This window comes from Streptomyces sp. NPDC001941 (assembly GCF_040296945.1).
Lineage (GTDB): Bacteria > Actinomycetota > Actinomycetes > Streptomycetales > Streptomycetaceae > Streptomyces.
On the sequence record NZ_JBEOYE010000082.1, the window covers coordinates 1 to 14,625 of the forward strand.

A 14,625-nucleotide genomic window follows, 5' to 3' on the forward strand; every position below is an offset into this window, starting at 1 on the left:
GTTTGAGGAGCGGGGGTCCGGGGGCTGGCCCCCGGGACCTGCGCCCTCAACCGCCGGAGGCTTTCGGGAAGGGGCGGGTAGGGGACCCAAAGGCCCGCACCCGGGGCCCGGGCCCGTACACAGGCCCCGCCCCCCCGGAGGGCTACCCCCGGGGATACCGCCCCAGCCACCCCCCATCCCCCCCACCCGCAGCCCCACCCCCGGGCCCGTGCAACGCCACCCCCTGCGTCATCTCCAGCGCGAAGTCGTCCGCCAGCTCCAGCAGCGTCCCCCGCCCCTCCACCCCCGCCAGCCACGACGCCGGCAACGCGGTCTCCCCGTGCATCGCCCCGAGGAGCGCCCCGGTGACGGCCCCCGTCGCGGCGGACGGGCCGTCGTGGTTGACGGAGAGCCGCAGCCCGTGGGCGACGTCCTCCCCGACGAGGGCGCAGTACACGCCGATGGCCAGCGCCTCCTCCGCCACCGCCCCGGTCCCCAGCGCGGCGAGCCGCCCGGGCCCCGGGATCCCCTGGCGCACGGCTCCGAGCGCCTGCTGGAGGGCGTCGGTGACGGCCTGGTGCCCGGGCCGGGTGCCCAGCTGGGCGAGGGCCCGCTGCACGGCGCCGTCGACGCCCTCGCCGCGCGCGAGCCCGTGGACGATGACGGCGAAGGCGCCGGCCGAGAGGTAGGCCGCCGGGTGCCCGTGCGTCTGCGCGGCGCACTCGACGGCGAGCTGGCACACCAGCTGCGGCTCCCACCCGACGAGCAGCCCGAAGGGCGCCGAACGCACCAGGGCGCCCACGTCCCGGGCCGCCGGGTTCTTGGGCTTCTCCAGGGTGCCGAGGACGTCGTCCCCGAGGCCCATGAGGCAGGAGCGGGGCGGGTCGCGGCGGACGTAGAGCCACTCCTGGGAGGCCAGCCACCCGTTGTCGGGGCGCCGTTCGTCGGGCCCCCAGTCGTGCTGGGTGGCGGCCCAGCGCCGGTAGGCCCGGTGCAGGTCGGTGGGCGGGTGCCAGGCGCCGGTGTCGCGGCGGACCTGGGCGCGGATGAGGCCGTCGACGGTGAAGAGGGTGGTCTGGGTGGCGTACGAGACGGCGCCGAGGCGGCCGTACGCGGGGACGGGTTCGGCGAGCCCGGCGCCCCCGTGGGCGTCGCGGATCTCGTCGAGCGAGAGCCCGTCGACGCCGAGGCCGAGCGCGTCACCGATGGCGGCGCCGAGGAGGCAGCCGCGCACCCGGGAACGGAAGTCCTGCTGCTCCGTACGCCCCCAGACGCCCGTCGCTGCTGTCACCGCGCCCCTCCCCGGAAAGTGGCTCAGGGCCATCACCCTATGCGACCGGAGGTGCTCGTTCGAGTACCCGATCGTTATGTCAACGGACGCCCGGGGGGCCGCTTTTGACCGGGTTGGAGGGGGCGGGGAGTGAAGCCGGGGCCCGGGTCGGTTCCGCCGGGTACCGCGCGGCCCTGCCGCAGCCCCGCCTCACGCGGCTGTCGCCTCGCGGCACGTGGCGCAGCGGCCCGGGGCGCGGGACCGGAAGGCGCGTTCGCAGCCGTCGCAGGTCTGGAGGGGGTCGGGCGCCCTGGGCGCCGCCGGGAGCGGGGGCGGTTCCAGGGCCGTGAGGCGGTACGCCAGCAGCCCCGCCGCTGATCTGAGCCCGTCGGGGAGCGCGGCGGTCAGGGTCCGCCGCACCGCCTCCGGCGGCACGCCCCGCTCCAGCCACGCCTCCACCCCGGGCGCCAGCCGCTCCACGTCCCGGGCGCCGAGCAGCAGCCGGGGGTCGTGGGCGCGCAGGCCGGAGAGGAGGGAGGCGGCGGGGGTGGTCTCCGGGGGCGCGGGTGCGGGCGGCGCCTGCGGTACGGGACGCGGTGCGGGTGGCGCGACCGGGGGACGCGGCTCCGGCTCGGCCGCCCGACCCCGCTGGGGCCGCTCGGCCTGGTCGTGCTGGCCGGGCTGGTTGTACGAGACCGTGCGCGTCACCACGCGCCCACCCGCACCCCGCTCCCGGGTGCGCGCCAGGTACCCGTGCTCCTCCAGCTCCCGCAGCGCCCGGGCGATCCGGTGCTCGCTCTCCGGGAAGCGCGCCGCGAGGAACCGGATGCCGATGCGGCTCCCCTCGGGGAGCGACTGGATGTGCACGGCCAGACCGATCGCGAGCAGCGACAACTCGCGGTGCTGGGCGAGGTGGTTGCCGACCACGGTGTAGTGACGGGAGTGGCGGAAGTTGACGTGGGCGACACCGGATCGGGGGGCCGTCGGCGGAATGGATCGCGGGGCGCGCACGGGCGCGTTAGGCTGCTTCAAAGCCATCGGGAAGGTCTTTCTTCCGCAGTGGTAGCCATCAGGAAGGGATCGCTTCCTAGGTGGTCAGGCCCTCGATCGGGATGCCAGTCCCGGCCGGGGGCCGTCGCATGTCTGGGGTTGTCGCGGCGAGCATATGCCCATGAACGGCCGCGAAATCCAGCCCAGTTGGAATGAATCACCTGTGTGGGTGACGTGCGGTGCGGGGGGCTGGGGGAGGGGTTGGAGGGGTAATTCCCCACGGTTCTTCAAAAGCTTTTGTCGCGCGGGCGACCACGTCCCGGTACCCCGCGCCACGGCCAACCGGGTCGCGGCCCGTGTGATGCGGACGAGGGGAACGAACCCGCCCATACCGCCCCGTCCGACGACGCCTGTCCAGGGCCTGTCCAGCGGCGTCGGGGCTGTCGACGGGGGTGGTCCCAGCTCCGTGCGGGCCACCCGGTAGGGCCCCGCCCCCGTGCGCCCGGGCCCGCACCCCCCGGCATTCGGGCGGTCCCCGGAACCGGCGGCGCGCCGCCGTGTCGCTTGTCGGACAAGAGTGATCACATGCTCCTGAACCGAGCGCCCTCGCGGCCACGCACGTCCAGGAGCCCGCCCCATGCGTCGACCAGCCCCCGCCCTCGGCCTCGCCGCCGCCCTCCTCGGACTGGCCGTCCTCCCGTACCCCCAGCAGGCCCGTGCCGTGGACTCGTACACCGTGAAGGGCTGTGTCGCCGATGCCGCCGGCGGCACCCCCGCCCCGGACGTGGTCGTGCACCCCTCCTGGCTGGCCAACGGGCAGATCGCGGCGGTCCAGAACGTCTCCGGAGCCGTGAACCCCGACCTCGCCAAGCCCCCGCCCGGCCGCCTCTTCTACGGCGTTCCGCTCTGCGTCGTGGGCCCCGTGGTCGACGGCGTGGTGACCCCCGCACGCTGGGCCTTCTGCATGAACTACCCCCTGCGCGCCTGCGGCGAGGCCCCCTTCCTGCCCTCCGGCAGCACGCGCGGCGGGCGGGCGGACCTCAGCGACCGGGACCGGGCCAGGCTCGCCCACGTACTCACCGCCGAGGCCGACTACACGGACCGCGCCACGCGCCGCAGGACCCAGCTCCTCGTGTGGTGCGTCACCGAGGGGCTCGGCGCCAACGCCCCCGCCCCGGAGGGCGGCCCCTACGGCGACCTGAAGTGCCCCGACTGGCCGTCCGTCGACCCGACGCTCAAGACCAGCCCGAAGATCGAGGTGACGGCAGCCCAAGAGCCCGCCGAGCCCGGCGCCGAGCTGCGCTTCCCCGTCGCCTCCGACGTGCGCCGTACGCGGATCGAACGCAGCGGCATCGACACGCTGACCGTCTGCGCGGGCAGCCCCGGCACCCTGGTCGACGGCCAGCTGGAGCTTCCCGCCGGCACCGGGCGTACGGAACTGTGCGGCACCCGGGCGGAGTCCGGCACCGGCACCGTGCGGGCCGAGGCGGAGGACCACACGCTGACCTCGATGGAGTTCCTGGTCACCAACGGCGGCGCCGACGACTGCCAGGGCTTCGTCACCTCGCGCCCGCGGCCCAGGGCCCTGTCGTCGCAGGCCGAGGGGACCTGGCGCCGCCCCACGCGCCCGACACCGCCCGTGGCCACACCGCCCGTGGCGACACCGCCCGAGCCCACTCCCCAGACCCCGGTCCCGCCCGTGCTCACACCACCGGTCGTGGCCCTCCCGCCCGTGCTCACACCCCCGGTCGTGGCCGTCCCGCCGCGTGCCGACGAGGTGCCCGACCCGCAACTCCCCGTCCTCGACCCGCCCGTGGTCGCCCCGCCGGTCCTCGTACCGCCCGTCGCCGTACCGCCTGTGGTCGACCCGCCCGTCGCCGTGCCCCCCGTCGCCGTCCCGCCCGGACGCCCCGACTCCACGCCGGACCCCGACCCGTCACCCCTCCCGAAGCCCTCGCAGGCCCCCTCGCAACCCCCCGCGCAGCCGTCCCCCTCCGCGTCCGACCCCGGCGTCACCCCGCCGGAGCAGCCCCCCACCGGCGACACCCCCGTGCCGCCCCAACTGCCCGACACCGGAGCCCCGGTGACTCCCGGGCAGGGGCTGCTGGCCGGGGCGCTGCTGGTGGCCGTGGGCGCGGGCTCGGTGTTCGCGAGCCGGCGCGGGAAGAGGGCCCGGGCCTGACGTCCGTCGTGCCGTCCGACGTCCTCCCGGACCGTCGGACGGCACGCCCGGTGTCACCTGCGGAACGCCTCCGCCAGGTCCCCGACCTCCGACGCCGGCGGCGCCTCCACCCTGACCGGCTTGTCGTAGCCGGTCACCGTGATCTTCATGTCCGTCGGGCCCGTGCTCCCCTCGGCGCGGGTGCGGAGCTGCTTCAGGCGGTCCTTCGCGTCGATCCAGACCTCCATGTCCACGCTCTCGACGCCGGTCTTCGCGTACTGGTCGATCGCGTTCTGCTGGGCCTTGAGACCGGCGCCCCGGTTGCCGTTCTCCTTCAGGGCCGCCCGCAGCTGCTCCAGGGTCACGGTGCCGGTGTAGTGCGTGGTGTCCACCCCGTCGACCTTCTCCGTGCCCGCCTCCTTCAGGTCCTTCGCGTCGGCCAGGCCCGCCAGCGTGGAGACCGGGTTCTGCTGGACGCCGTCGGCGACGCCCGGCATCTTGCCGGTGTCCACCTTGAGCCACGACTTGCCGTTCTTGGCGGGCGCGGGCGTCTTCATGAAGAACTGCTGGCCGATCAGCCGGAACTCCATCCCCGCGGCCCCGGCACCGCCACCCGTCCCGGCCCCCGCCCCACCCGCCGGCGCGCCCATCGTCATCCGCATCGCCACCGGGTCCATCGACATCTCGGCCTTCGCCTCGAACGCCTGGCCCCCGGCCGCGCTGCCCTTCATCACGTACGACAGCGACGTCAGCTCGCCGCTCTGCTTCGCCGCGGCCTGGATCACCTGGGCCGGGCTCGCGGCACCGTCGTCGCCGCCGCCCGAACCGGACGCCGCCTTGACGCCACCGCCACCACCCCCGCCGCACGCCGCCGTGGCGGCCAGGGCGATGACGGTGAGGGCGGCTGCTCCGTAGTGCCTGCGCATGTGTACGTGCTCCCGGGTCGGCGTCTTTACCCCGAAATTAGCCGAATGTTCGCAAACATGCAGATAGGCGGGGTGGGGGCGGGGCGGAGTGCGGCGCCTCCGGCAGGGGGTGCGGGACCGAGGTCCCGCACCAACCGCGGGCGCCCCCAGGCGACTTACCCGACTCCGCCCGGCCGCCCCGGGACCAAAGTCCCCGAATCCCCGGCGCCCCCGCCTCCGTCCCCGTCCGCGTCCCCGTCCGCGTTGACGATGCCGATCACCGCGTCCCGCTCCTCCGTGTCCTCGGGCCGGACCAGCCCCACCACCACGTACAGGACCAGCGAGACCGCCAGCGGCACCGACACCTGCCACTGCAGCGCCACGTCGGTGCGGGCCGTGCCCGTCAGGTCGTAGTTGAGGAAGAAGAAGGCGAGCAGCCCGCACGCCCAGCTGGTGAGCGCGGCCGTCGGGCCCGAGCGGCGGAAGGGGCGCAGCAGGCCCAGCATGAACGGGATCGCGATCGGGCCCATCAGGCCCGCCACCCACTTGATGACGACCGAGATGATGTCCTTGAAGGTGGGGGAGTTGACCTGCGTCGCGATCGCCATCGACAGGGCGAGGAACGAGATCGTGGACCAGCGCGCCGCCACCAGGCCGCCCCGCTCGCTCCACCCGCGCGCCCGCTTGGACAGGACCGGGGCGATGTCGCGGGTGAAGACGGCCGCGATGGCGTTGGCGTCGGAGGAGCACATCGCCATGGTGTGGGAGAAGAAGCCGACGATGACCAGGCCCAACAGGCCGTGCGGAAGCAGCTGTTCGGTCATCAGGGCGTACGAGTCCGAGGCGTCCGGCTTCTGCGCCTCCACCAGCAGCGGCGCGCACCACATGGGGAAGAACAGGACCGCCGGCCAGACCAGCCACAGCACCGCCGAGAGCCGGGCCGAGCGGGTGGCCTCGCGGGCGCTGCCCGTCGCCATGTAGCGCTGGGCCTGGTTCCACATGCCGCCGTTGTACTCGAAGGTCTTGATGAAGAGGAACGCGAGCAGGAAGGTCACGGTGTACGGGCCCGCCGTCGGGGACGCGTGGCCTTCGGGCAGCTGGTCCCAGACGGTCCAGAGCGTGGAGAAGCCGTCCAGCTTCGACATCACCGCGAGCAGCATCGCGAGCCCGGCGAACAACTGGATGACGAACTGGCCGAGTTCGGTGAGCGCGTCGGCCCAGAGCCCGCCCACCGTGCAGTAGACGCCGGTGATCACGCCGGTGATGAGGATGCCCTGGTCGAGGGAGAGTCCGGTGAAGACGGACAGCAGGGTGGCGATCGCGGCCCACTTCGCGCCCACGTCGACGATCTTCAGCAGGACGCCGGACCAGGCCAGGGCCTGCTGGGTCTTCAGGTCGTACCGGGTCTTCAGGTACTCCAGCGGGGAGGCCACGTGGAGCCGGGAGCGCAGCCGGTTGAGCCGGGGCGCGAAGGCCTTGGCGCCGATGAAGATGCCGATCGCGATGGGCAGCGACCAGGTGACGAAGGACGTAACGCCGTAGGTGTAGGCGATGCCCGCGTACCCGGTGAACATCACGGCGCTGTAGCCGGACATGTGGTGCGAGATGGCGGAGAGCCACCAGGGCATCTTGCCGCCCGCGGTGAAGAAGTCGGAGACGGTGTCCACGCGCTTGTGGGACCACACGCCGATGGCGACCATCACGCCGAAGTAGCCGATGAGCACGGCCCAGTCGAGACTGTTCATTCCCCCTCCAGGGGTCCGCCTTGTGAACGTCTGTCCATGTGGGTGCTCTTCGTCAGTACGTCCGCGGTACGTCCGCTCAGCGGCGTCGGCGTCCCCGTGCGGGAGCGGGGACTGCCGGGATTGAACCGTCGGGCGAGGGGGCGGGTCAATACATTCACGGTCAGGGATGTGAACGCAGGTCAGAAAGCAGAACGATTTTGCCCGCTCTTGACCTTCGGGGTTGTTGTCCGGCCCGGGACGGCGGCCACACGATGAGCGGGCACTTCGTCAGGTCCCTTTACATGCGAAGACGCGTACGCACACACGAGAACGGCCGCACGGGATGCGGGTCCCGTGCGGCCGGAGCGAGGAGGTAGCCCTGGTGCGGTCAGCCCTACCGCATGATCTCCCCGGCGTTCACGAGGAGTTGCTGCCCCGTGATCGCCCGCGCCCGGTCCGACGCCAGGAACGCCACCGCGTCCGCGACGTCCCCGTCCGTGGCCAGCTCGGGCAGCGCCATGCGCTCCGTGAGCCGGCGCAGCACCTCCTCCTCCGCCACCTGCTCGGTGTGCGCGGTGAACTGCACGTAGGCCTGGACGGGCGGGCCCCACATCCAGCCCGGCAGCACGGTGTTGACCCGGACCCGGTGCGGGCCCAGCTCGCGCGCCAGCGAGTACGCGGCCGAGGTGAGCGCCCCCTTGGACGCCGCGTACGCCGCCTGGCGCACCTGTGAGGGCGCCGCGATGGCCGACTGGGTGCCGATCACGACCACCGAGCCGCCCCGCTCCTTGAGCGCGGGCAGGCAGGCGCGGGTCATCCGGAGGGTGCCGAGGAGGTTGACGTCCAGGACGCCCTTCCAGGTGTCGAAGTCCGCGTCCTCCAGACCGCCGAAGTAGCTGTCCCAGGCGGCGACGTGGACCACGGCGTCGATCCCGCCGAAGCGCTCGACGGCGAGCGCGGCGAGGGCCTCGCACTGCGCCTGGTCGGTGATGTCGGTGGGCAGCAGGGCGGTGCGGGTGCCGCCCGGGTCGATCTCGGCGGCGGTCTTCACGAGGTTCGCCCCGGTGCGCGCGCCGAGCACCGCGTTGCCGCCGTCCCGCACCACCGTCGCGGCGATCTGGTGGCCGAGCCCGGCACCGACGCCCGACACGACGACGGTCTTCCCCTGGAGCAGCATCCGGTGCCTCCCGACTCTGGCCAAAGATCTGACGGCCCGTCAGAGTAGGTCCCGCACACGGACTTGGGAAGGGGTACGGATGAGTGAGGACACCCGCAGCGACGTGTACGCCGAGCTGGCCGGGGTGGGCCCGTACGGGGTGCACCCGGGCCACGCCCTGATCACCATGGTCGAGCCGCACCCGGGCCACGAGTACGCCTACAACCGCTGGTACGAGGACGACCACTACTACGCCGGCGCGATGGCGATGCCCTGGATGTACGCGGGGCGCCGCTGGGTCGCGACCCGCGAACTCCAGCTGATGCGCTACCCGGAGAAGTCGGCGGTGGCCCAGCCGGTCACGTCGGGCTGCTACCTCTCCACGTACTGGATCACCGACGGGCGCTACGACGACCACATGAAGTGGACCGTCGGCATCAACAAGCGGCTCAACCGCGACGGGCGGGTCTACCAGGACCGCACCCACGTCTTCACGTCCTTCCAGGACCACGAGGCCACGGTCTACCGCGACGGCGCGGCCGGACCCCGCGACTTCCACGCCCTGGACCACCCCTACGCGGGCCTGGTCCTCGAAGTGGTCGACGCCCACGGCCCGGAGGAGCGCACGGCCCTCCTGGAATGGCTGCGATCCCGCCACCTCCCCAAGCGCCTGGCGGGCTCCCCGGCCGCCCTGGTGACGCTTTTCCGCCCCACCCCGCTGCCCGGCGACCGGATGACGTACGTCAAGCAGGTCGAGGGCGTCGACACCCGCCTGACCCTGCTCTGGTTCCTCCAGACCGACCCGGCGGAGGCCTGGACCCCGCACTTCACGGGCCTGGACGAGGAGGTCGCGGCGACGGGCCTGGGCCGGGTGGAACTGGTGGCCCCGTTCATCCCGACGGTCCCGGGCACGGACCGGTACGTGGACCGGCTGCGGTAGCCGTCACGGGCGGGGCGGGTCGCCGTCGCGAGCGGGGGCCGGTGGCCGGGGCGGGCCGGGGCCCGGGCAGGGCCGAGCCCCCTCGGCCAGGACGGCGGACCGGTCGAGAGGGCTCTTCGTGTGGTGCTGCGGTACGGCTAGAGCGCGCTGGTGGTGACGTCCCGCACGAACGCGTTCCAGGTCGCGGAGGCGAAGTGGAGGTTGGGGCCGTCCACCACCTTGGAGTCCCGGACCGCGATGGCGGCGGTGACGGGGGACTTGACCTCGACGCACGCGCCGTTGCCGGTGGAGTAGGAGGACTTGATCCACGAGGCCTGGGCACCCTGCTGAATTGCCATGATCACTCCGGTTCAACCAGTGAGGTTTGCGCCAACGTGCTTGCTGGCGTGATCGACGCTACTCGCTGGCCCCGCCGGGCGAGACGGTCGTTCACTCGACCGGATGGCATATTCCAAGCGGGCTTCCCCCGCGAGGCCGCCGCGGTGTACCGTACCGGCCTCCCTTCGCGCCCTCGCTGTCAAATCGCTTGTCAGAAAGGCGAGTTGGGCCGCGCTGACCTGCGGGGATCATCCCCGCGCGTACTCCTTCATGATGGTCGTGATGAACTCCCGCGTCTGCTCCACGTTCAGCGCCTGGGCCCGCAGGTGCTCGTACATCACGCTGTACTTCTGCACGTCGTTGGCCTTCTCCAGGTAGAGGTCGCTGGTCACGCCCTCCAGGTACACCACGCTGGAGTCGGCCGCGTCCGGGAACTCCAGGATCGCGTACTGCCCGTTGATCCCCGGGTGCGCGCCCATGTCGAAGGGCAGCACCTGCACCGTCACGTGCGGCAGCCGCGACTGCTCCACCAGGTGCTCCAACTGCTCCACCATCAGGGCCCGGTTGCCCACCACCCGGCGCAGCGCCGACTCGTCGATCACCGCCCACAGCCGCAGCGGGTGCTCCTCGTCCTTGACCCGCTCCTGGCGGCGCGCGCGGACGTTGACGCGCTTCTCGATGTCCTGCTCGGTCGACTCCGGCAGCGCGCCGTGGATCAGCGCCTCCGCGTACTGCCGGGTCTGGAGCAGGCCCGGGACGACCTGGGGCTCGTACACCCGCAGGCTCGCCGCGTCCGTCTCCAGGCCGATGTAGACGCTGTACGGGATGTCGCCGAAGGCGTGCCACCAGCCCTGCTGACGGCTGTCCTTGGCCATCTGCATCAGCGAGTCGACGATCCGGTGGTCCTCGACCTCGTACACCCCGCACAGGTCGCGGACGTCCCGCTGGCTGATGGAGCGACGGCCGTTCTCCAGGCGGCTGATCTTCGACTGCGAGACGAGCAGGCGCTCCGCCACCTCCTCCGCCGTCATGCCCTTGAGCTCCCGGAGCCGGCGCAGCTCCTGGCCCAAGCGACGTCGCCGTACGGTCGGGTTGACGTTGGACGCCACGGAAACTGCACCTCCGGTCGCGTAGCTGTGCGTATCTACTGTTCAGCAGACTGCCACCAATGGCGCCGTCCCCGCTGGAAAACGGGCACACAGTGCTCCGCACGCGAACGCGGGGCCGCCCTGGAAGGCGGCCCCGCGGTCATGCGGCTCCCGAACCGGGTCATGGGGACGTCGGTGCGGCGGTGGTACGCGTGGTTCTGCCGGTGCGCGTGCGCCCGGTGGTGCTCGGTGTCCGGGTGCTCAGTGGGCGGCGACGCGGGCCATGCCGCGACGTGCGCCCTCCTGCACCGGGACGGCCGGCCTGCCGTTCGGCACGGCCGGGTTGCGGCGCGGCTGTGCGGCCGCGCCGTTCTGGACGTCCATCACGGCGTGCGCCACGAGGCCGCCCATCGGGTCGTGCCTGATCAGGTCCCGGAGCCTGGAGCGCGACGAGCGCCCCTCGTTCCCGGGGTAGAGGTGCTTGCCGAGACCGACCGCGTGGGCCAGCGCGGCGAGCGCCGCGGTCCGCGGGTCCGGCGGTACGCCGGTGCGGATCGCTGAATCGAGCCGGGACCTGATCTCCCGGCTGATCGCCGTGTCCGTCGCCTGGTAGCGAGTCGTCGGCAACACCCCGCACATCTGTCCCGCCACGGCATGCACCATGCCGCACCGCTCCAGGTGCGAGAGATACGTCTGGCGGAGCCCAAGCCTGGGCCCGCCGATCCAGTGGACCGCGCGCACCGGACTGCCGCGCCTGCGCAGCAGTTCCAGTGCGGAGTCCAGGGTCGGATCTCCGGTCGGCCGTGGCATCACCACGGCGATACGATCCCCGTCTGGGGCTATCCGTCCCGCCAGAGCCAGCTCCACTAGCTGTGCTCCGGCGAGGCCGAGGTCGAGCGACTGCGGCTGCGCTGTGGTACCCGTGGCCGGGTCCAGAGCGAGCAGCAGAAGCTCCTCCGGAATTGTTCTGCGGCTCCTGCCCATCCATGCCTCCCCGCGTGGATGAATGACAGGGTGACCCCTCTCACATTCATCTGTCGAGAGCGCCTGGGTGGTTCGTACGGGAACCAGTAGGTATGTCGTTCTCGTCTAGCCACGAGAGCCCGGGGTTCACACAGGACACTGGTACATGGTTCGGACACCGTGCCCCGGCGCGGTTCACTGGTCGTACAGCGTTGGCGTTAGCGGTTGAGGAGGCACGGTGGCGGGCGAGTCCCCCGACAAGTCGGAGCAGCGGAAGTCGTCGGGGGAGACGGCTCCGGGCGAGCGCGACCCGCGACTGGCCGTCGCGTCGGTCCCGCGCGGCCCCGAGCCCGGAACGGAGTCCGGCTCTGCCGAGGGTGACGCCCGCCTCCGGGCCGCCGTGGCCGCCTGGGTCCAGAGCGCCGACGACGCCGAAGAGCGTTCGGAGGCGGAGACGCGCATGATGCCCGAGGCGGTTCCCGCCCAGGCGGGGGAGCGCGAGGGCGGGGACGCGAAGGCCGCTGGGGACGATGGGTCCGATGCGGCTGATGGGTCCGGTGGGGACGACGAGGCTGACGCCGGTGACGGCGCCTCCGACGAGCCGAAGGCCGATCAGGCCACCGCCGTGTTCCGTACGCCCGTCAAGGCCGAGGAGACCGCGGCGGGCGAGGAGAATGCCGCCGGGGCCGACGAGCCCGAGGCGCCCGCCCCCGACCAGGCCACCGCCGTCTTCCGCACGCTGCCCACCCGCGAGAAGGCCGGGGAGGCCCCCGCGGTGGACCAGGCCACTGCCGTCTTCCGTGCTCCTGCAAAGCCCGAGGAGGGCGAGCAGAGCGAGAAGGGCGAGGAGTCCGGGGCGCGCGACGGGGCGGTGGCGTCCGCCTCCGCCGACGCCGCTTCCGCCGAGGCGCCCGAGGCACCCGAGGCATCTGACGAGCCCGCATCCGCGCCCGAGTCCGACAAGGCCACCGCCGTCTTCCGTACGACCGGGGCGCCGAAGGGCGACCAGGCGACCGCCATGTTCCGCGCCGTCCGCCCCGAGGACGCGGACGCGGAGAAGGCGGACGCGAAGGACGGGTCCGGGCCGGCGGCGGAGGACGACGGCGGTACGGGGGAGGACGCCCCGGGGACCGACGCGAAGAGCGGCCAGGACCGTGGCTCGAAGAGCGGTCCCGAGAGCGGTACGAGCGGTACGGAGGAGGCCGAGGGCGACGACAAGGCCGCCCCCTCCTGGGCCGCCAAGGACTCCCGCGCCCTCGACAACCCCACCACCGCGCTCAAGCTCCCCGCCCCCTCGCCGGCCCCGAAGTCCGAGGTCAAGGGCGGTGCGGCGGCCGGATCCACGCCGGTCACCGAGCCGGTCGCCGAGTCCGGGTCCGGGCGGAAGCCCGAGTCGGACGCCGAGCGCACCAGCCAGTTCGTGCCGCTGCGCTCCGACGACGTACGGACCACCGCGTCGCCCCAGGCCAAGCCCGCGCCCACGGGGAAGACCACGGGCAAGACCACCGACAAGACCACCGGCGAGTCCACCGGGACGCCCGCCGCGAAGGCCACCGGGGCACCTGCCGGGAAGCCCGCCCCGAAGCCCGCCGAGCGACCCGCCGAGCGGACCGCCACGTCGGCGGCGCCGGTCGTCCCGGCCGCCGGCGCCCCGGGGGCCGCGTCCCTCGGCGAGGCCGAGCGGACCCGGCAGCAGCCGATGCCGCCCAGGCCCCCGCTGGACCTGCTCGCCGAGCTGACCAACACCCCGCCCCCGGCTCAGACGCCCGTCCGTACCGTGGTCCGCCGGGTCAAGATCTGGACCCCGCTGATCCTGCTCGTACTGATCGTCTTCGCGGTCGTACAGATGGTGCGCCCGCTGCCGCCCCCCACCCTGAAGCTCACGGCCGCGGCCGAGCAGACCTTCGAGGGCGGCGAGCTGAAGCTGCCGTGGCCCGGCGAGGGCGCGGCGGCCGTCGACGTCGACGGCATCGGTTCGATGGGCAGGTCGGGCGCGGCGAACAAGCCGACCCCGACGGCGAGCACCGCCAAGGTGATGACCGCGTACATCATCCTGCGCGACCACCCGCTCAAGGGCCAGGAGCCCGGCCCGAGCATGAAGATCGAGAAGGTCACCGAGGTCGAGGGCGTCAAGAACGTCGACGAGTCCCGGGTGGCGGCCAAGGAAGGCGTCTCGTACACGCAGCGCGAGATGCTGCTCATGATGATGCTGCCGTCGGCCAACAACATCGCGCGCCAGCTCGCCCGCTGGGACGCCGGGTCCGAGGCCGCGTTCGTCAAGAAGATGAACGCCACCGCCAAGGAACTGGGCATGACCAACTCGACGTACACGGACCCCAGCGGCTTCAAGTCCTCCACCGTGTCCACGCCCGTCGACCAGGTGAAGCTGGCGAAGAAGGCGATGGAGAACGAGGTCTTCCGCTACGTCGTCAGCCAGCCGAACTTCCAGATGCACGACCTGCCCACGCGCATGGAGAACGGCAACGCCCGCAACCTCCTCCGTCCCGACGCGCACTTCTCCGGCATCAAGACCGGCTCCTCCACCCCGGCCGGCGGCAACCTGATCTGGGCGGCCAACAAGGAGGTCGACGGCAAGAACCGCCGCATCGTCGGCGCGGTCATGGGCATGCAGGAGGGCAGCACCCCGTCCGACAAGCTCTCCAAGGCGCTCGACGCGGCCTACGAGCTGGTCAAGGCGGCCGAGGGCGGCCTCACCTCCAAGGTGCTGGTGAAGAAGGGCCAGGTCGTCGGGTACGTCGACGACGGCCTCGGCGGCCGGACCCCGGTCGTCGCCACCCAGGACCTGAAGGCGCTCGGCTGGTCGGGCGTGAAGGTGAAGCTGGACCTCGCCGACGGTGGCAAGGCCCTGGCCCACACGGCCGCCGAGGGCACGGTGGTCGGCAAGGTCTCCACGGGCTCCGGCACCGGCGAGATCAGCGTGCCGGTCGCGGTCCAGCAGGACCTGGTCGAGCCGGGCACGATGGCGAAGCTGACCCGGGTGGGCTGACGGGCCCCACGGGCCTACGCGCCTCACGGGCCGACGGGCGGGGCTCTCCGCGAGTCCCGCCCCCCGGGGCACGCGAGTCCCGCTCTCCGGGGCACGGGTGGGGGCGCCGGAGAAGCGCCCCCGC

The 14,625-nt window shown here is 72.9% G+C and carries 11 protein-coding genes; 3 read left to right on the top strand and 8 right to left on the bottom strand.

What is annotated here, in order from left to right:
- Positions 1 to 142: 142 nt before the first annotated feature.
- Positions 143 to 1,303: an ADP-ribosylglycohydrolase family protein gene (locus tag ABT160_RS36290; protein WP_502984365.1), complete on the bottom strand. Its 1,161-nt coding sequence runs from the start codon at positions 1,301 to 1,303 to the stop codon at positions 143 to 145.
- 156 nt (positions 1,304 to 1,459) lie between these two features.
- The gene (locus tag ABT160_RS36295) at positions 1,460 to 2,287 is read right to left on the bottom strand and encodes a helix-turn-helix domain-containing protein (protein ID WP_351652260.1); all 828 of its coding nucleotides are present in this window, start codon (positions 2,285 to 2,287) and stop codon (positions 1,460 to 1,462) included.
- 589 nt (positions 2,288 to 2,876) lie between these two features.
- On the opposite strand from ABT160_RS36295, the gene ABT160_RS36300 reads away from it, so the two are divergent.
- Positions 2,877 to 4,421: an LPXTG cell wall anchor domain-containing protein gene (locus ABT160_RS36300; protein ID WP_351652261.1), complete on the top strand. Its 1,545-nt coding sequence runs from the start codon at positions 2,877 to 2,879 to the stop codon at positions 4,419 to 4,421.
- 53 nt (positions 4,422 to 4,474) lie between these two features.
- On the opposite strand, the gene ABT160_RS36305 is transcribed toward ABT160_RS36300, so the two are convergent.
- The 3 genes from ABT160_RS36305 to ABT160_RS36315 all read right to left on the bottom strand — a co-directional run bounded on the left by ABT160_RS36305 (position 4,475) and on the right by ABT160_RS36315 (position 8,206).
- On the bottom strand, positions 4,475 to 5,326 hold the full coding sequence (locus tag ABT160_RS36305; RefSeq protein ID WP_351652262.1) for an SCO4651 family lipoprotein: 852 nt from the start codon (positions 5,324 to 5,326) through the stop codon (positions 4,475 to 4,477).
- A 155-nt stretch (positions 5,327 to 5,481) separates the two neighbouring features.
- A complete protein-coding gene (locus ABT160_RS36310; RefSeq protein ID WP_351652263.1) occupies positions 5,482 to 7,050 on the bottom strand; it encodes a sodium:solute symporter family protein in 1,569 nt (522 codons plus the stop codon).
- A gap of 373 nt (positions 7,051 to 7,423) precedes the next feature.
- The gene (locus tag ABT160_RS36315; protein WP_351652264.1) at positions 7,424 to 8,206 is read right to left on the bottom strand and encodes an SDR family oxidoreductase; all 783 of its coding nucleotides are present in this window, start codon (positions 8,204 to 8,206) and stop codon (positions 7,424 to 7,426) included.
- Between the two features lie 79 nt (positions 8,207 to 8,285).
- Between ABT160_RS36315 and ABT160_RS36320 the strand changes: the two genes are divergently transcribed.
- The gene (locus ABT160_RS36320; protein ID WP_351652265.1) at positions 8,286 to 9,125 is read left to right on the top strand and encodes a hypothetical protein; all 840 of its coding nucleotides are present in this window, start codon (positions 8,286 to 8,288) and stop codon (positions 9,123 to 9,125) included.
- Positions 9,126 to 9,262: 137 nt separating this feature from the next.
- Here ABT160_RS36320 and ABT160_RS36325 read toward each other — a convergent pair whose 3' ends face one another.
- The 3 genes from ABT160_RS36325 to ABT160_RS36335 form a co-directional block, all read right to left on the bottom strand.
- Positions 9,263 to 9,463 (bottom strand): DUF397 domain-containing protein, encoded by a 201-nt coding sequence (locus ABT160_RS36325; RefSeq protein WP_351652266.1) that lies wholly within the window; start codon positions 9,461 to 9,463, stop codon positions 9,263 to 9,265.
- A 228-nt stretch (positions 9,464 to 9,691) separates the two neighbouring features.
- Positions 9,692 to 10,552 (bottom strand): helix-turn-helix domain-containing protein, encoded by an 861-nt coding sequence (locus tag ABT160_RS36330; RefSeq protein WP_351652267.1) that lies wholly within the window; start codon positions 10,550 to 10,552, stop codon positions 9,692 to 9,694.
- A gap of 240 nt (positions 10,553 to 10,792) precedes the next feature.
- Positions 10,793 to 11,515, bottom strand: a complete 723-nt coding sequence (locus ABT160_RS36335; protein ID WP_351652268.1) for a GOLPH3/VPS74 family protein — start codon at positions 11,513 to 11,515, stop codon at positions 10,793 to 10,795.
- A gap of 217 nt (positions 11,516 to 11,732) precedes the next feature.
- Here ABT160_RS36335 and ABT160_RS36340 point away from each other — a divergent pair, with 217 nt between their 5' ends.
- Complete coding sequence (locus tag ABT160_RS36340; RefSeq protein WP_351652269.1) at positions 11,733 to 14,501, top strand: D-alanyl-D-alanine carboxypeptidase; 2,769 nt, start codon at positions 11,733 to 11,735, stop codon at positions 14,499 to 14,501.
- Positions 14,502 to 14,625: the final 124 nt, after the last annotated feature.